Source organism: Janibacter terrae NBRC 107853 (genome assembly GCF_001591405.1).
In the GTDB taxonomy this organism is placed as follows: domain Bacteria; phylum Actinomycetota; class Actinomycetes; order Actinomycetales; family Dermatophilaceae; genus Janibacter; species Janibacter terrae.
Genome location: NZ_BCUV01000003.1, coordinates 16,439 through 33,869, shown reverse-complemented (window position 1 = coordinate 33,869; position 17,431 = coordinate 16,439). Strand labels below are relative to the sequence as shown.

The window sequence follows — 17,431 nt, the reverse complement described above, 5'->3', positions numbered from 1 at the left end:
AGTCACGTCGTTGACCACCAGTCGAGGAGCCCCATGACCGCAGAGTCGATCGAGCAGGCACAGCGCATCGCGCTGAGCACGGCCCTGGCGGCCCTGGACCTCGAGGAGGTCGGGCACGCGACGATCCGGGTCGAGGGTCCCGAAGGGGTGGGCGAGCTCGGCGCGAGCGCCGCCGACGTCTTCGAGGGCGAGAGCATCGCGATGCCCCACGGCCGGGTCTTCGGCGGCCAGGTCCTCGCGCAGGCGCTCGTCGCGGCCGGACGCACGGTCCTGCCCGAGATGCCGCACCGCATGCCGCACTCCCTCCACGCGTACTTCATGCGGCCGGGCGACTCCAGCCTGCCGATCCGCTTCGCCGTCGAGCGCATGCGGGACGGCCGGTCCTTCTCCACCCGGCGGGTCCACGCCCTGCAGCACGGACGACCCATCCTGTCGATGACCGCCTCCTTCCAGGACCCCTCCGACGGGTTGGACCACCACCTGCCGATGCCCGAGGTGCCCTACCCCGAGGACCTCGAGTCGGTCGCGGACGCGTTCGCGCAGGTCGACCACCCCCGTGCGGAGTACATCGCCAGCCGGCCCGTCGACCACCGCTACGTCGACGGCGACGTGACGGTCGTCCCCGCACCCGACCACGAGGGCCGTCAGCGGGTGTGGTTCCGCACCGTCGCCCAGCTGCCCCACGACCAGCTGACCCGCTGCGCCGTGCTCGCCTTCGCCTCCGACTACACCCCCATCGACACCATGCTGCGTGCCCACGGGCTGACCTGGGCGGAGCCCGGGCTGACCGCCGCGACGATCGACCACACCATCTGGTTTCACCGACCGGTCGACCCGGGTGCCTGGTTGCTGTACGACCAGGAGTCCCCGTCGACCCGCTCCGGCCGCGGTCTCATGGTCGGCAAGGTCTTCAACGAGGACGGGGCGCTCGTCGCGACCATCGCCCAGGAGGCGATGGTGCGGATCAAGCCGCCCCGGGCCGACGGCACTGCCTGAGCCCTTCCTCTAAATTCGCGTCCCCGGATGATCCAATGTTCTACGACATCGTCCTGTTGCCCAATTCACAGCCGATGCCGCGCCCGCGTCCACCTCGTGCCAATCATTTTTATCTGGCAGACTCCGGACTGTGACGAGCACACCGGCGCAGCCCGGACGCCGTAGCACCGTGGCCCCGCAGGAGGCCGACGGCAGGAGCGACCTGCTGGACTCGACCGTGCGTCGCGACCTCGTCGAGACCCTGGCCGCCCTGCCAGCGGGGCGGCGGGAAGAGGGCCTGACCGCACAGGAGCTGGGCGAGCTCGCCGGGCTCCACGTGACCACCGTCCGCTTCCACCTGGAGCGGCTCGTGGCGGGCGGACTGCTGACCACCCACTCCGTGCGCACCCGCGGCGTCGGACGCCCGCGCAAGAAGTACGCCATCGCCCGCGAGGGCCTGCCGGCGCCGCAGCGCGACGAGGCCTTCGTCCGGCTCGCGGAGCTCCTCGCGGAGACCTTCACGGCGCGGACCGTGGACGGCAGCCCGCTCACCCCGGAGCAGGCCGGCGCGGCCTGGGCCCACGAGCACGCCGCCCGGCTGCTCGGCGACCGTCCGCCCACCGGGCCGGCCACCTCCCCCGGCGCCTGGCTGGCCACGGTCGGCCGGATGATCGACGTCCTGCGCGACTGGGGCTACACCCCGGACCTGCGCACGAGCGCCGAGGGCCGCACCGCCGACATCGACATCATCGGCTGCCCCTTCATCGAGCTCGCCCGCAGCCGGCCCGAGGTCGTGTGCGCGGTCCACCGCGGGCTCATGCGCGGCACGCTCGAGGTCCTCGGTGAGCCCGGTGCCGAGCTCGAGCTCACCCCCTTCGCCACCCCCACCCGCTGCACCGCCCACGTGACCACCCGGACCCCGTTCGCCCCTCGAGGAGGCACCGCATGACCCCTTCGCCCACCGGTGGACCCACCACCGACCTCCCCCGCTCCGCCGGGCTCGACGGGCCGCTGTCCGAGGCGCTCGTCGGCACCCGGCGCTTCTTCACCCGGGCGGGGATCTCGCAGGACCACCGGGCGATGTTCGTCGAGGGCGGACGCAGCGGCGACGCCTTCTACCGCGACCGCTGGAGCCACGACAAGGTCGTGCGCTCGACGCACGGCGTCAACTGCACCGGGTCGTGCTCGTGGAAGATCTACGTCAAGGACGGGATCATCACGTGGGAGGCGCAGCAGACCGACTACCCGAGCACCGGCGGCGACCGTCCCGAGTACGAGCCGCGAGGCTGCCCCCGAGGTGCCGCCTTCTCCTGGTACACCTACTCACCCACCCGCGTGCGCTACCCCTACGTCCGCGGCACCCTGCTCCAGATGTTCCGCGAGGCCAAGGAGCGCTACGGCGACCCCGTCGTCGCCTGGGGCTCGATCGTGCAGGACCCCGAGCTGACCCGCACCTACAAGAGCGGCCGTGGCAAGGGCGGGCTCGTCCGCGCCACGTGGGAGGAGGTGGTCGACATGGTCTCGGCCGCCTATGTCTACACGATCAAGCGGTGGGGCCCGGACCGCATCGCCGGCTTCTCCCCGATCCCCGCGATGTCGCAGGTCAGCTACGTCTCCGGCGCCCGCTTCAACGAGCTCATCGGCGCACCGATGCTCTCCTTCTACGACTGGTACGCCGACCTGCCCAATGCCTCGCCGCAGATGTTCGGAGACCAGACCGATGTCCCCGAGTCGGGCGACTGGTGGGACGCGGCCTACCTCATCATGTGGGGCTCCAACGTCCCGCTCACCCGCACCCCCGACGCCCACTGGATGACCGAGGCCCGCTACCGGGGGCAGAAGGTCATCGCCGTCGCCCCCGACTACGCGGAGAACGTGAAGTTCGCCGACGAGTGGGTCGCCGCGGCGCCCGGCACGGACGGGGCGCTGGCCATGGCGATGGGCCACGTGCTGCTCAAGGAGTACTTCGTCGACCGGCAGGTCGACTTCTTCACCGACTACAACCGGCAGTACACCGACCTGCCCTACCTCGTCACCCTCGAGCCCACGAGCGAAGGGGGGTACGCCCCCTCGAAGTTCCTCGTCGCCGGCGACTTCGACAACCCGGAGCAGACCTCGCAGAACGCGATGTGGAAGACCGCGGTCATCGACGAGGTGAGCGACGAGGTCGTGATCCCCAACGGCTCCATCGGCCACCGCTTCGGTGACGAGGGCCTGGGCCGCTGGAACCTCGAGCTCGGCGACGTGCGCCCGCGCCTGAGCCTCTACGGCGAGGCGCAGTCGGTGGAGGTCGAGCTGCCGCGCTTCGACAACCTCGACGGCGAGATGGGCACCGAGCGACGCGGCGTCCCGGTGCGCCGCGTCGGCGACCACCTCGTGACGACCGTCCTCGACCTGATGCTGGCCCACTACGGCGTCGCCCGCGAGGGTCTGCCCGGCGCCTGGCCCACGGGCTACGAGGACCCGAGCGTCCCCGCCACCCCGGCGTGGGGCGCCGAGATCACCGGTGTGCCCGTCGAGCAGATCGTGCGCCTGTCGCGCGAGTGGGCGGACAACGCCATCGACACGACCGGCCGCGGGATGATCCTCATGGGCGCCGGCACCAACCACTGGTACCACTCCGACCAGATCTACCGGGCGATGCTCGTCCTGACGACGATCACCGGCTGCCAGGGACGCAACGGCGGCGGCTGGGCCCACTACGTCGGCCAGGAGAAGGTGCGCCCGCTCATGGGCTTCCAGCACATGGCCTTCGCGCTGGACTGGGTCCGCCCGCCACGGCACATGAACCAGACGGCGTACTGGTACGTCAACACGAGCCAGTACCGCTACGACACCTTCGACGCCGACGAGGTCAACGGCAGCACGGGCACCTTCGCCGGACGCACGACGATGGACCTGCTCGCCCAGTCGGTGCGGCTGGGGTGGACCCCGAGCTACCCGCAGTTCGACCGCAGCTCGCTCGTCGTCGCCGACGAGGCCAAGGAGGCCGGTGTCCCCGTCGGCGAGTACGTGGCGCGCTCCCTCACCGAGGGCAGCCTGCGCTTCGCGATCGAGGACCCCGAGGCGGAGGACAACCACCCGCGGATCCTGTCGCTGTGGCGGGCCAACCTCTTCGGCAGCTCGGCCAAGGGCAACGAGTACTTCCTGCGGCACCTGCTCGGCACGGACAACGCCGTCAAGGCGCGTGAGGCCGACGAGGCGCACCGGCCGCAGGACGTCGTCTGGGCCGACGAGGCACCGGAGGGCAAGCTCGACCTGCTCGTCACCCTCGACTTCCGCATGACGAGCTCGACGCTGCTGTCGGACGTCGTCCTGCCGGCGGCCACCTGGTACGAGAAGCACGACATCAACACCACCGACATGCACCCCTTCATCCACTCCTTCAACCCGGCGATCGCGCCGCCGTGGCAGTCCAAGAACGACTGGGACACGTGGAAGGTCATCGCCAAGCGCTTCTCCGAGCTCGCGGCCGACCACCTCGGCACCCGCACCGACGTCGTCGCCAAGCCCCTGTGGCACGACACCCCCGAGGCCATGGCGACCGTCCACGGGCGCGTCCTGGACTGGGCGAAGGGAGAGTGCGAGGCGGTCCCCGGCAAGACCCTGCCGGTCCTGGCCGAGGTGACCCGCGACTACACCGCGGTGTACGACAAGATGACCTCGATCGGTCCGCTCCTCGACACGGTCGGCATGGTCACGAAGGGGGTGCCCTACGACCCCTCGCGCGAGATCGACCTGCTGCGCCAGCGCAACGGCACGGTCCACGGCGGCGCCGGCGACGGCCGCCCCCGGCTCGAGACCGACATCCACGTCGCCGAGGCGATCATGCACCTGTCGGGCACGACCAACGGCCACCTGTCGACCCAGGGTTTCAAGGCGCTCGAGAAGCGCACCGGCACCCGGCTGCACGACCTGGCCGCCGAGCACGAGGGCAAGCTGATCACCTTCGCCGACACCCAGGCGGCGCCCGTGCCGGTCATCACCTCCCCCGAGTGGTCCGGCAGCGAGTCCGGGGGCCGGCGCTATGCCCCCTTCACCATCAACATCGAGCGGCACAAGCCCTTCCACACCCTCACCGGACGCCAGCAGTTCTTCGTCGACCACGACTGGATGCTCGGCATGGGCGAGGGGCTGCCCACGTACCGACCACCGCTCAACATGACCCGCCTGTTCGGGGAGACACCGATCGGCGAGCAGACCGAGCTCGGGGTGAGCGTGCGGTACCTGACCCCGCACAACAAGTGGTCCATCCACTCGGAGTACCAGGACAACCTCTTCATGCTCAGCCTCAGCCGCGGCGGGCAGACCGTGTGGATGTCCGACGTCGACGCCGCCAAGATCGGCGTCAAGGACAACGACTGGATCGAGGCGGTCAACCGCAACGGCGTCGTCGCGGCACGCGCGGTGGTCAGCCACCGCATGCCCGAGGGCACCGTCTTCATGCACCACGCGCAGGACCGGCTGATCGACGTGCCGCTCACCGAGACCGACCAGCGACGGGGCGGCATCCACAACAGCCTGACCCGGATCCTGCTCAAGCCGAGCCACATCATCGGCGGCTACGCCCAGCTGTCCTACTTCTTCAACTACATCGGGCCCACGGGCAACAACCGCGACGAGGTCACGATGATCCGTCGTCGCACCAACCAGGAGGTCCAGTACTGATGCGCGTCATGGCACAGATGGCGATGGTCATGAACCTCGACAAGTGCATCGGGTGCCACACCTGCTCGGTCACCTGCAAGCAGGCGTGGACCAACCGCTCGGGCACCGAGTACGTGTGGTTCAACAACGTCGAGACCCGCCCGGGTCTGGGCTACCCGCGCGGCTACGAGGACCAGGAGGAGTGGAAGGGGGGCTGGGAGCGCGCCGCCAACGGTCGCCTCAAGCTGCGGGCGGGGGGACGGATCAACAAGCTGCTCAACATCTTCTCCAACCCCAAGATGCCGAGCATCCACGACTACTACGAGCCGTGGACCTACGACTACGAGACCCTGCTCAACGCCCCGGCCCAGAAGCACTTCCCCGTCGCGCGCCCCTACTCGCTGATCTCCGGCAAGAAGATGAACGTGTCGTGGTCGGCCAACTGGGACGACGACCTGGGCGGGAGCCTCGAGCACGCCGTCAAGGACCCGATGCTCAAGGGCATCGAGGACAAGGTGAAGTTCGAGTTCGACCAGACCTTCATGTTCTACCTGCCGCGCATCTGCGAGCACTGCCTCAACCCCAGCTGCGCGGCCTCCTGCCCCTCCGGCGCGATCTACAAGCGCGAGGAGGACGGCATCGTCCTCGTCGACCAGGACCAGTGCCGCGGCTGGCGCATGTGCGTCACCGGGTGCCCCTACAAGAAGGTCTACTTCAACCACAAGACCGGCAAGGCGGAGAAGTGCACCTTCTGCTACCCGCGGGTCGAGGTGGGCATCCCGACGGTCTGCGCCGAGACCTGCGTGGGACGCCTGCGCTACATCGGGATCATGCTCTACGACGCCGACCGGGTCCTCGACGCGGCCTCGGTGGAGGACGACCACGACCTCTACGAGGCCCAGCGCTCGGTCTTCCTCGACCCCTTCGACCCGCAGGTGCAGCGGGCCGCAGAGCAGGCCGGCATCCCCGGTGACTGGGTCGAGGCCGCCAAGGCCTCGCCGGTGCGCCGGTTGATCATGGACTACAAGGTGGCGCTCCCCCTGCACCCGGAGTACCGCACCATGCCGATGGTCTGGTACATCCCGCCGCTGTCGCCGGTCGTCGACGTCATCAAGGACACCGGGTACGACGGCGAGGACAAGGACAACCTCTTCGCGGCCATCGACACCCTGCGCATCCCGGTCGAGTACCTCGCCAACCTCTTCACCGCCGGCGACGTCCGGCCGGTCGACGAGGTGCTCAAGAAGCTCGCCGCCATGCGCAGCTACATGCGCGACATCAACCTCGGCCGCGACCCCCGGGCGGAGATCCCGGAGGCCGTCGGCATGGAGGAGGAGGCGATGTACGACATGTACCGCCTGCTCGCCCTGGCCAAGTACGACGAGCGCTACGTGATCCCCACCGCCCACGGCGAGCAGGCCCACGGGCTCGAGGAGCTCGCCACGGACTGCGCCGTCTCCGGCTACGACGAGGAGATCGACCTGTCCGGCCCCTTCGGCGAGGGGTCCGGCCGTGGTGCCCTCACCCCGGTGGCGGTGGAGAACTTCCAGATGCTGCAGGAGCGGCAGACCTCCGACCAGCTCGTCGCGGGTGGCACGAAGACCGGCCGGGTCAACCTGCTCAACTGGGACGGCAAGGGCACCCCAGAGGGGCTCTTCCCGGACCAGTCGCGCGGTGACCGGCCATGATGCCCTGGCGACGCCACCGCAGGAGCGAGCCCGCCGTGCAGGGACGGGCCCTCGCCGACGCCTGGCAGGTGATCTCGCTGCTCCTCGACTACCCCGACGAGCGTCTCGTCGCGCTCGTCCCCGTCCTGCGCCAGAGCGCGCAGGGGCTGCCGGCCACGGTCGGCGAGCCCCTCGTCGACCTCCTCGACCACATCGAGCGCACCGACCTGACCGACCTGCAGGCGCAGTACGTCGACACCTTCGACGTGACCCGTCGGTGCGCGCTGCACCTGACCTACTTCCTGCACGGTGACACCCGGAAGCGGGGGGTCGCGCTCGTGCAGTTCAAGCAGGCCTACCGGGCCGCCGGGGTGCAGCTGGACGACGAGGACGCCGAGCTGCCCGACCACCTGTGCGTCCTGCTCGAGTTCGGTGCCACCTGCGACCCGGACACGGCGTGGCGGCTGCTCAACGACCACCGCGTCGGGATCGAGCTGCTGCACACCGCCCTCACCGGCAAGCAGTCCCCGTGGCTGCCCGCCGTCCGGGCGCTGCGCGCCACCCTCCCCCGGCTGCGGGGCGACGACGAGGAGGCGCTCGGCCGCCTCATCGCCGAGGGCCCGCCGCAGGAGGACGTCGGCATCGACACCGCCCCCTACGCGCAGGACCCGGCGCTCGACGAGCACCTGGCCGGCCCCCTTCGTCCCTCGCCTCCCGCCGCGTCCCACCTCGGCGCGACCATCCCCGTAGGAGCCCCCCGATGAGCACCTTCCTCTGGGTCATCGTCCCCTACCTCACCCTGGCGACCTTCGTCGTCGGGCACGTCTGGCGCTACCGGTACGACAAGTTCGGCTGGACGACGCGCTCCTCCCAGCTCTACGAGGACCGGCTGCTGCGCATCGGCAGCCCGCTCTTCCACTTCGGCATGCTCGGCGTCATCGCCGGTCACGTCATCGGCCTGGTCATCCCGCAGGTGTGGACCGACGCGCTCGGCCTGAGCCGGCACGCCTACCACGTCATCGCGCTGGCCGGCGGCATCCCGGCCGGCATCGCGACCCTCGTGGGCCTGGCCATCCTCGTCTACCGCCGGCGCACGACCGGCCCCGTCTTCTCCGCCACCACGACGAACGACAAGGTGATGTACGTCTTCCTCGCCGCCGTCATCGTCCTGGGCATGTGGAACACCGTCGCCGGCTCGCTCCTGCAGTTCGGCGGCGAGTACAACTACCGTGACGGGGTCTCGCCGTGGTGGCGCGGGGTCTTCACCTTCCGTCCGGACGCCCAGCTGATGCAGGACGCGCCGATCGGCTTCAAGCTGCACGCCCTCGTCGCCATGGGGCTCTTCGCGATGTGGCCGTTCACCCGGCTCGTCCACGTCTTCAGCGCACCCGTCGGGTACCTCACCCGGCCCTACCTGGTCTACCGCTCCCGGGACGCCCGCAGCGGGTACGGCACGGGCACCTCGGCGCCGCGCCGCGGCTGGGACAAGCCCGACCTGCCCAGCCGGAGGTGACCGGGCTACCGTCGGCACCATGACCCTCTCCCCGCTCGTGGCTCCCGGTCCGGCGCTCACCGGGGACCAGGTGAGCCGGTACTCGCGCCACCTCCTCATGCCCACGATCGGCGAAAGGGGACAACGTCGCCTCCTCGCCGCCCGGGTCGCCGTCATCGGTGCGGGAGGGCTCGGCTCCCCCTCGCTGCTGTACCTCGCGGGCGCGGGCGTCGGGCGCCTCACGGTGGTCGACGACGACCGCGTCGACGAGACCAACCTGCAGCGACAGGTCATCCACGCGACGGGCGACGTCGGCCGCCCCAAGGTCGACAGCGCTCTGGAGCGGGTGCGGGCGCTCAACCCCGACATCGAGGTCGTCGGCGTGCGCGAGCACCTCGACGCGGACAACGCCCGTCAGCTGCTCGCCGACCACGACCTCGTGCTCGACGGCAGCGACAACTTCGAGACGCGCTACGCCGTCGCCGACGCCTGCGACGAGCTCGGGATCCCGCTCGTGTGGGCGGCGGTGTACCGCACCGAGGCCCACCTGACCGTCTTCTGGCCGGGGGCACCCGAGGGACTGCCGGCGCCCGGTCTGCGGGACCTCTTCCCCGAGCCGCCGGCCCCCGGCAGCGTGCCGGCCTGCGGCGACGCCGGGGTCGTCGGGCCGCTCGTCGGGCAGGTCGGCTCGATGATGGCGACCGAGGCCATCAAGCTCATCACCGGTGTCGGAGCGCCCCTGCTCGGGCGGCTGCTCTTCATCGACGTGCTCGCCGCGACCCAGCGCGAGATCCCCCTCGTCGCGCGGCACCCGCGGGCGGCGGGGACGCCCCGCCCGGCCCGCACGGTACCAGCACCCCCGGAGGAGCCGGGCGTCCCGACGCTCTCCGCCGCGGAGCTGGCCGCTCGTCTGGCTGGGGCGGACGCCCCCTTCGTCCTGGACGTGCGCGAGGATCACGAGCTGGCCGCGGGGGTCGTCCCCGGCGCCGTGCACATCCCCGTCGCTCGGCTGACCTCCGACCCCACCGCGGCGGCGGAGGTCCCGACCGACCGGGACGTCGTCCTCGTCTGCCGCGCTGGGCCACGGGCCCGGCTCGCCGCGAGCGCCCTGCTGGCGCGCGGGCACGACCGGCTGCTCGTCCTCGACGGTGGGATGCTCGCCTGGCCCGACCCCGTCCCGCACACCCCGGAGACCCCATGACCACCGACCGCGTGCTGCTCACGGTCGAGGAGTACCTCGACGAGCTGCTGACCCACCTGCTCGACGGGTCCGGGCCCCTCGACGAGACCGAGGAGGTCCCGCTCCCCGACGCGCTCGGGCGCGTGCTCGCGCAGCCGGTGACGGCGGTCGGCGACGTCCCGGCCTTCGCCAACTCGGCCATGGACGGCTACGCGGTGCGGCGGGAGGACCTGGGCACGCTGCCCACCATCCTCCACGTCGTCGGCGCCGTGCCCGCCGGCTCGGGCGAGGACCCGGCACTCGCACCGGGGCAGTGCGTGCGCATCATGACCGGCGCGCCCGTCCCGACCGGCGCCGACACGATCGTCCCCGTCGAGGCCACCGACGGCGGGACTGCGGAGGTGACGATCGCCCGGGTCGGCGAGCGCGGGCAGCACGTCCGCGGCGCGGGCGAGGACGTGCGCGGGGGCGACGTCGTCGCGGCCGCCGGGACCACCGTCACCGCGCGGGTGCTCGGGTCGCTCGCCGCGGCCGGGACCGCGACCGTCACGGTCCGCCGCCGCCCCGTCGTCGCGATCGCCGCGACCGGCGACGAGCTCGTCGCCCCCGGCACCCCGCTCGCGCGGGGGCAGATCTTCGAGTCCAACGGCACCCACCTCGCCGCCACCCTGCGCGAGCTGGGCGCCGAGGTCCGGGCCACGGTCGTGCTCACGGACGACACCGAGGCCTTCGCCGCGGGACTCGACGAGCTGACCTCCGGCGCGGACCTCGTCCTGCTCACCGGCGGGGTGAGCGTCGGCGACTTCGACGTCTCGCGGATCGTGCTGGAGCGCTCGGGCGCGACCTTCCGCCACGTGCGCATGCAGCCGGGCAAGCCGCAGGGATGGGCCCGCTGGCGCGAGGTGCCGGTGCTCGCCCTGCCGGGCAACCCGGTCTCGACGGCGATCTCCTTCGAGGTCTTCGGCCGTCCGCTGCTCGACCGGCTCCTCGGCCGCGCGCCCCTGCCCGGGCCGACCCGGGCCGTGGCCGGGTCGGCGTGGCGCTCCCCCGCGGGACGCCGCCAGTACGTCCCGGTCGTCCTGTCCAGCGACGACGTCGGACGGCTCGTCGCGACCCCCAGCCACGCGCGCGGCTCGGCCTCGCACATGGTCACCTCGCTCGCCGGCGCGCAGGCGCTGGCGGTCGTCGCCGAGGAGACCGATGCCGTCGAGCCCGGCGACCTCGTGCAGATCAGGAGCCTGTAGATGAATCACCCCCTCACCCACCTCGACCACCGCGGGCACGCCCGCATGGTCGACGTCACCGACAAGACCCCGACCGTGCGATCCGCGACCGCGGCCGGACGGGTGGCCACCTCCCCCGAGACGGTCGCGCTCCTGCGGGACGGCACCGTGCCGAAGGGGGACGTGCTCGCCGTCGCGCGCATCGCCGGGATCCAGGCGGCCAAGAAGACCCCCGAGCTGCTACCGCTCGCCCACGTCATCGGGGTCCACGGGGCGGTCGTCGACCTGGAGATCACCGACGCGGGCGTGGAGATCACCGCGACCGTGCGCACGGCCGACCGCACCGGCGTCGAGATGGAGGCGCTCACGAGCGTCACCGTCGCGGCGCTCGCCGTCATCGACATGGTCAAGGGACGTGACCGCGGCGCCCACATCACCGACGTGCGGCTGCTGGAGAAGACCGGCGGTCGCAGTGGCACCTGGACCCGGGAGGACGCATGAGCGAGCCCATCCCCTTCGACGCCGTCGTCCTCGCCGGGGGTGCCGCCGAGCGGCTCGGCGGGGCGAGCAAGCCCGATGTCGAGCTCGGCGGCGCACGCCTCGTCGACCGCGTGCTCGTCGCCGTCTCCGATGCCCGCGAGATCGTCGTCGTCGGCGACGTCGACGTCCCCCCCGGGGTGCACCGCACCCTCGAGGACCCGCCGCTGGGCGGCCCCGTCGCGGGGGTGGCCGCCGGCCTCGACGCGCTGGCTGCCGACGGTGCCGCCGACTGGACCGTGCTGCTCGCCTGCGACCTCGCCGACCCCCTCCCCGCCCTCGGCCGGCTGCTCGCCGCCTGGTCGTACGCACAGCGCAGCGCGGACGTGGACACGGCAGAGCACGACGGCTGGTGCCTGGAGGACTCCACGGGGCATCCCCAGTGGCTGCTCGGGATCCACCGCACGGCGTCCCTGCGGCGAGCGCTGGAACGGCTGGGCCCGCCCAGGGACCGGTCGATGAAGAGCCTGCTCGGGCAGTCGGTGCTCGTCACCGTGCCGGCGAGCGACGACGACGTGGCCGACATCGACACCTGGACCGACCACGCCCGCTGGGTGGAGCGACTGCGCGACGAGGAGGCACCGTGACCGATCTCGAGACGACCCGCGCGCTGTGGGCGGACTGGATCGAGGACGCCTGCGCCGCGGTCGGCATCGACCCCGAGTGCGTTGACGTGGTGACCATCCACGCGATGACCAAGACGATCGCCCACGGCTTCGAGCGCCCGATGGCGCCGGTCGGCGCCTACATCCTCGGGGTCGCCGTCGGGCACCTGCAGGAGCAGGGCCGGCCGGTCGACGTGGACTCCCTGAGCCAGGCGCTCGAGGCGACGATCACCGACCGTGAGCAGGAGGAGCAGGCATGACGACGATCAGGTACTTCGCGGCAGCGGCCGAGGCCGCCGGCACCGACGAGGAACGCCTGGACGGGAGGACCGTGGGCGAGGTCCTCGCGCAGGCCGAGGCGGCCCACGGTGCACGGCTGACGGAGGTCCTGCAGCGGTGCTCGGTGCTGCACGCCGGGCGCTACGTCGACGACGGCGACACCCCGGTCACCGCCGGCGCGACGATCGACGTGCTGCCCCCCTTCGCCGGGGGCTGATGCTCAGCCGCCGATCGCGCTCATCGGCCGCGGCGGCTGGAGGAACCCGGGCTCGTTGATCCCGTGCCCGGGACGCTTGGTGGCCAGGCAGGCGTGGACGAGCTCGTGGACCTCGGCCTCGCTCGCCCCGGAGCGCAGCGGTCCACGCAGATCGGTCTCCCCGCGCGCGAAGAGGCAGTTGCGCAGCTGGCCGTCCGCGGTGAGGCGCAACCGGTCGCACGAGCCGCAGAAGGGCATCGTCACCGAGGCGATGACGCCCACGGTCGCCGGCCCACCGTCGACGTGGAAGCGCTCGGCCGGGGCGGCTCCTCGACCGGGCACCTCTGTGAGCTCGAAGGCCGTGCGCAGCTGCTCGAGGATCTCCGCGCCCGTGACCATCTCGGTGCGCTGCCACGTGTGCTGCGCGTCCAGCGGCATCTGCTCGATGAACCGCAGCTCGTACCCGCGCTCGACCGCCCAGCGCGTGAGGTCGACGGCCTCGTCGTCGTTGATCCCCCGTTGCAGCACGGAGTTGACCTTGACCGGCCGCAGGCCGGCGTCGTGGGCCGCCGCCATGCCGGCGACGACCTCGTCGAAGCGGTCGCGGCGGGTGATCTCGTGGAAACGCTCGGGCCGCAGGGTGTCGAGGCTGACGTTGACCCGGGCGAGCCCGGCCTCGGCGAGGGCTGCGGCCACCTTGGTCAGCCCCAGGCCGTTGGTCGTCATCGACACCTCGGGCGCGCCCTCGGGGCCCTCCATCGCCGCGATCGCCGCGACGATCTCGACGACGTCGGGGCGCACGAGCGGCTCGCCGCCGGTGAGCCGCACCTCGCTGATGCCGGCCGTCACGGCCGCCTCGACGAGGGTCAGCAGCTCCGGTGTCGTGAGCAGCTCGTCCTTGGGCAGCCACGGCAGGCCCTCGGCGGGCATGCAGTACGTGCACCGCAGGTTGCACTTGTCGGTGAGCGAGACGCGCAGGTCGCGGTGGAGGCGGCCGTGGGGGTCGACCAGCGGGCGGGTCATCAGCAGCTCAACCCCGACCACGCGTGCGTGCCGTCCGCCTCGAACTGCTGCTTCCACACCGGCAGCTCGTGCTTGACCGCCTCGACGAGCGCCCGGCAGATCGTGAAGGCGAGGTCCCGGTGCGCGGTCCCCACGGCCACGACGAGCGCGAGGTCGCCGACCTCGAGGTCCCCGACGCGGTGCACGGCGTGGACGCTCGCCTCGCCCTGCGGGTCGAGGTCGCGCAGGACGCGCTCGACGATCTCGACGACCAGGCGCGGCGCGTCGGGATGACAGGTGTAGCGCAGCGCGACGACCCGGCCGCCGGCCTCGGGGTCGTGGTCGCGCACCTGCCCGACGAAGCTCGCCACCGCCCCGTGGCCGGGGTCGTCGACGCTCGCGAGCACCCCAGCCAGGTCGACCTCGTCGGTCGCGATGCGGGCGATGCGGGTCAGGTCGGCCATCAGTGGTCGCCTCCGGAGATCTGGTCGAGGACGTGGCCGACGAGGGGCAGCAGGACCTGCAGGCCCTGCGTCACCCCCTTCGTGCTGCCGGGGAGGTTGACGACGAGCGCGCCGGGACGCTCGTCGCTCGCGTCGACGATGCCGACGAGACCGCGCGAGATGGCGGCGAAGGGGGTCTGCCGCGCGCCCTCGGCACGGAGCAGCTCCGCCAGCCCGGGCACCTCGCGGTCGAGCACGGGCGCGGTCCCCTCGGGGGTGCGATCGCGCGGGGAGAGACCGGTGCCCCCCGTGGTGACGACGAGTCGGGCGCCGTCGGCGAGCGCGGCACGCAGCGCTGCCTCGACGGCGTCCGCGCCGTCGGGCACGAGGCTCGTGGTGACCGTGTGGCCCTCCGCCTGCAGGAGCTCGACTGCGGCGTCGCCGGAGACGTCCTCGCGCGCGCCGGAGCTCACCCGGTCGGAGACCGTGATGACGTGGACGGTGTCGCTCACCGGACCCCCTTCGCTCGTGGTCTCCCCCAGTCTCTCAAACTCGGGTGCGCGCACGGGGGCCGGCGGCTCCGTGTCTCACGGAGCGGCCGGCCGCCGGTGCAGCGTCGGGGGTGCGGACCCGGGTCAGAGCCCGAGGTCGCGCCCGATGAGCTCCTTCATGATCTCGTTGGTGCCGGCCCAGATCTTGTTGATCCGGGCGTCACGCCAGGCGCGGGCCACGCGGTACTCGTTCATGTAGCCGTAGCCGCCGTGCAGCTGGACGCACTCGTCGAGGACCTTGCTCTGGGTCTCGGCGGCCCACCACTTCGCCTTGGCGGCGTCGACGGCGCTGAGCTTGCCCTCGGCGTGCGCGACGACGCACTCGTCGACGTAGGCCCGGGCGACCTCGATGCTCGTGACGAGCTCGGCGATCTTGAACTTGTTGTGCTGGAAGGAGCCGATCGGCTGACCGAAGGCCTTGCGCTCCTTGGTGTACTCGATCGTCTCCTGGAGGATCTGACCGGCGTGGGCGACGCAGCCGATCGCGTTGCCGAGGCGCTCCTGCGGGAGCTTCTGCATCATCGTGATGAAGCCCATGCCTTCGGGACCGAGGAGCCGGTCCGCGGGGAGGCGGACGTTCTCGAAGAAGAGCTCGGAGGTGTCGGACTCGGGCTGACCGACCTTGTCCAGCGGCTGGCCCTTGGTGAAGCCCTCGTCGCTCGCCTCGAGGACGAAGAGCGAGATGCCCTTGGCGCCCTTGGCCGGGTCGGTCCGGGCCGCGACCACCGCGAGGTCGCACTGGTGGCCGTTGGTGATGAAGGTCTTGGAGCCGTTGAGCACCCAGTCGCCGCTGCCGTCGTCGGCCTTGACGGCGGTCGACTTCAGCGCGGCCAGGTCGGAGCCGCCGGAGGGCTCGGTCATGCCGATCGACATGATCGCCTCGCCGGTGACGACCTTCGGCAGCCAGCGCTGCTTCTGCTCCTGCGTCCCCATGGCCACGAGGTAGGGCGCGGTGATGTCGGCGTGGATGCCGAAGCAGGAGGAGACCGCCACGTTGAACTTCGACAGCTCCTCGGCGAGGACGGCGTTGAAGCGGTAGTCCTCGATGCCCGCGCCGCCGAACTCCTCGGGGATCGTCAGGCCGAAGAATCCCTGCTTGCCGGCCTCGAGCCAGACCTCGCGGGGGATGGTGTGCTCGACGATCATCGAGTCCGCCCGGGGCACGAGCGTGCGCTCGACGAACTCCTTGACGGAGGAGCGGAAGGACTCGTGGTCCTCGTCGTAGATGTTGCGGGGCATGGTCACCTCTCTGGAACGTGGTGTGCGTCATCGCACTAAGCGCTTGCTTAGTCTCGCCCCCGGCGGGCATGCTGTCAACGTGACGACGCCGACGCCCTCTCTCCCCGAGCACGACAACCCGACCGTCGTGAGGCTCTTCGTGGCGGCCGCGGACGCCTTCGCGGACAAGGGGTTCCATGCCACGACGACGCGTGACATCGCCTCCCGTGCCGGCCTCTCGCCGGCTGGCGTCTACGTCCACTTCGCGAGCAAGGAGGACCTGCTCTTCCAGCTCAGCCGCGTCGGGCACGAGGGCGCCCGCGACGCGCTGGCCTCGGCCGCGGCCCAGGCGGGCTCGCCCACGGACGCCCTCCAGGAGGTCATCTCCACCTTCGCCCGGTGGCACGCCGAGCAGCACCAGGTCGCCCGCATCGTCCAGTACGAGTTCCGCCACCTCGCTCCCGAGCACCAGCGCGAGGTCCTCACCCTGCGTCGTGAGATCGACGCGGTCGTCGAGGGGATCATCACCGCCGGTGTCGAGTCCGGCGAGTTCGTCGTCGACGACGTGCGCGCCACCGCGCTCGCCGCGCTCTCGCTCGTCGTCGACGTCGCTCGCTGGTACCACCCGGGCATCAAGCGCACCACCCCGGCCGCCATCGGCGAGACCTACGGGGCGCTCGCCCTGCGGCTGGTCGGGGCGCGCACTCCCTGACGTGACATCGGTCCCCGGCCGGCGCCGCCCTACCCCACGACGATGCCGAAGGGGGTGAGGAGCCCGAGCGCACCGGTCAGGTCCGCCCGGAGCCCCTCGACCCTGGCATCGCGCACGTCGACGACGAAGTCGCGCGCAGTGCGCAGGTCGGCGCGCCGCAGGTCCGCCCGGACGAAGCGGGCCCCACCCAGGGAGCACTCGTCGAAGACGACCTCGACCAGGGTGGCCCCGTCGAAGTCGGCGTCCGTCAGCACGCACCGCTCGAAGCGGGTGCCCGTGAGGTCGAGCCCGGCGAAGCTGCCCATCGACAGCTGACAGTCCACCCAGACGCTCGGGTCGGGCACGAGCACCGGGGCGCGCAGCATCGCCCACGACGTCGCGAGTGCCTTGCACCCGACGAACCTGCAGCCATCGACGACCGAGTCGGGCAGGCGGGCACGCGAGAGGTCGACCCGCTCCACGGCACAGCCCTCGAGCCGCACCCCCGACAGCGTCGCTCCCGCGACGGACGCGTCGCGCAGCGTGCACCCGACCATCTCCACGCCGGAGAGGACCTCCCCTTCGCCCAGGGAGCCGGTGAGCACCTCGTCGACGATGCTCGTGCGACCGGCGACCTGCTCCAGGAGTGAGGGCATGACGGCACCCTAGGTGTGGGCACCAGCGGGACCTGGGACGCGAGGGCTGCTTTCGCTATGTCCCTGCTC

Annotated in this window: 18 protein-coding genes; 13 read left to right on the top strand and 5 right to left on the bottom strand. The window is 71.8% G+C overall.

What is annotated here, in order from left to right; genetic code table 11:
- Positions 1-33: 33 nt before the first annotated feature.
- From JT1_RS02615 to JT1_RS02560, 12 genes are all read left to right on the top strand, one after another.
- A complete protein-coding gene (locus JT1_RS02615) occupies positions 34-996 on the top strand; it encodes an acyl-CoA thioesterase (RefSeq protein WP_068322639.1) in 963 nt (320 codons plus the stop codon).
- A 130-nt stretch (positions 997-1,126) separates the two neighbouring features.
- Positions 1,127-1,924, top strand: a complete 798-nt coding sequence (locus JT1_RS02610; RefSeq protein ID WP_255218236.1) for a helix-turn-helix transcriptional regulator — start codon at positions 1,127-1,129, stop codon at positions 1,922-1,924.
- Positions 1,921-5,643 (top strand): nitrate reductase subunit alpha, encoded by a 3,723-nt coding sequence (locus JT1_RS02605; protein WP_068322634.1) that lies wholly within the window; start codon positions 1,921-1,923, stop codon positions 5,641-5,643. Before JT1_RS02610 ends, JT1_RS02605 begins: the two co-directional genes overlap by 4 nt.
- Entirely contained in the window at positions 5,643-7,310 is a 1,668-nt protein-coding gene (narH, locus tag JT1_RS02600) for a nitrate reductase subunit beta (protein ID WP_068322631.1), read from the top strand. Before JT1_RS02605 ends, narH begins: the two co-directional genes overlap by 1 nt.
- Positions 7,307-8,053, top strand: coding sequence for a nitrate reductase molybdenum cofactor assembly chaperone (gene narJ / locus JT1_RS02595; RefSeq protein WP_068322627.1), 747 nt, complete (start codon positions 7,307-7,309; stop codon positions 8,051-8,053). The genes narH and narJ overlap by 4 nt, the downstream gene beginning before the upstream one ends.
- Positions 8,050-8,802: a respiratory nitrate reductase subunit gamma gene (narI, locus tag JT1_RS02590; protein ID WP_068322624.1), complete on the top strand. Its 753-nt coding sequence runs from the start codon at positions 8,050-8,052 to the stop codon at positions 8,800-8,802. Before narJ ends, narI begins: the two co-directional genes overlap by 4 nt.
- 19 nt (positions 8,803-8,821) lie before the next feature.
- The gene (locus JT1_RS02585; protein WP_068322621.1) at positions 8,822-9,982 is read left to right on the top strand and encodes a ThiF family adenylyltransferase; all 1,161 of its coding nucleotides are present in this window, start codon (positions 8,822-8,824) and stop codon (positions 9,980-9,982) included.
- A complete protein-coding gene (locus tag JT1_RS02580; RefSeq protein ID WP_068322618.1) occupies positions 9,979-11,205 on the top strand; it encodes a molybdopterin molybdotransferase MoeA in 1,227 nt (408 codons plus the stop codon). Before JT1_RS02585 ends, JT1_RS02580 begins: the two co-directional genes overlap by 4 nt.
- Complete coding sequence (gene moaC, locus JT1_RS02575; RefSeq protein ID WP_068322615.1) at positions 11,206-11,685, top strand: cyclic pyranopterin monophosphate synthase MoaC; 480 nt, start codon at positions 11,206-11,208, stop codon at positions 11,683-11,685.
- Positions 11,682-12,308, top strand: a complete 627-nt coding sequence (mobA, locus tag JT1_RS02570) for a molybdenum cofactor guanylyltransferase (RefSeq protein ID WP_068322612.1) — start codon at positions 11,682-11,684, stop codon at positions 12,306-12,308. Before moaC ends, mobA begins: the two co-directional genes overlap by 4 nt.
- On the top strand, positions 12,305-12,586 hold the full coding sequence (locus tag JT1_RS02565; RefSeq protein ID WP_068322609.1) for a DUF6457 domain-containing protein: 282 nt from the start codon (positions 12,305-12,307) through the stop codon (positions 12,584-12,586). Before mobA ends, JT1_RS02565 begins: the two co-directional genes overlap by 4 nt.
- A complete protein-coding gene (locus JT1_RS02560) occupies positions 12,583-12,822 on the top strand; it encodes a MoaD/ThiS family protein (protein ID WP_068322607.1) in 240 nt (79 codons plus the stop codon). The genes JT1_RS02565 and JT1_RS02560 overlap by 4 nt, the downstream gene beginning before the upstream one ends.
- Before the next feature lie 3 nt (positions 12,823-12,825).
- On the opposite strand, the gene moaA is transcribed toward JT1_RS02560, so the two are convergent.
- From moaA to JT1_RS02540, 4 genes are all read right to left on the bottom strand, one after another.
- Complete coding sequence (gene moaA, locus JT1_RS02555) at positions 12,826-13,824, bottom strand: GTP 3',8-cyclase MoaA (RefSeq protein WP_068322604.1); 999 nt, start codon at positions 13,822-13,824, stop codon at positions 12,826-12,828.
- Entirely contained in the window at positions 13,824-14,267 is a 444-nt protein-coding gene (locus tag JT1_RS02550; RefSeq protein ID WP_068322601.1) for a molybdenum cofactor biosynthesis protein MoaE, read from the bottom strand. Before JT1_RS02550 ends, moaA begins: the two co-directional genes overlap by 1 nt.
- On the bottom strand, positions 14,267-14,758 hold the full coding sequence (locus tag JT1_RS02545) for a MogA/MoaB family molybdenum cofactor biosynthesis protein (RefSeq protein WP_068322598.1): 492 nt from the start codon (positions 14,756-14,758) through the stop codon (positions 14,267-14,269). The genes JT1_RS02550 and JT1_RS02545 overlap by 1 nt, the downstream gene beginning before the upstream one ends.
- Positions 14,759-14,881: 123 nt before the next feature.
- A complete protein-coding gene (locus JT1_RS02540) occupies positions 14,882-16,036 on the bottom strand; it encodes an acyl-CoA dehydrogenase family protein (protein WP_068323411.1) in 1,155 nt (384 codons plus the stop codon).
- Between the two features lie 79 nt (positions 16,037-16,115).
- On the opposite strand from JT1_RS02540, the gene JT1_RS02535 reads away from it, so the two are divergent.
- Positions 16,116-16,727: a TetR/AcrR family transcriptional regulator gene (locus JT1_RS02535; protein ID WP_255218235.1), complete on the top strand. Its 612-nt coding sequence runs from the start codon at positions 16,116-16,118 to the stop codon at positions 16,725-16,727.
- A gap of 29 nt (positions 16,728-16,756) precedes the next feature.
- Here the strand turns inward: JT1_RS02535 and JT1_RS02530 are convergent, their stop codons facing one another.
- Positions 16,757-17,362, bottom strand: a complete 606-nt coding sequence (locus JT1_RS02530; RefSeq protein ID WP_068322595.1) for a pentapeptide repeat-containing protein — start codon at positions 17,360-17,362, stop codon at positions 16,757-16,759.
- Positions 17,363-17,431: the final 69 nt, after the last annotated feature.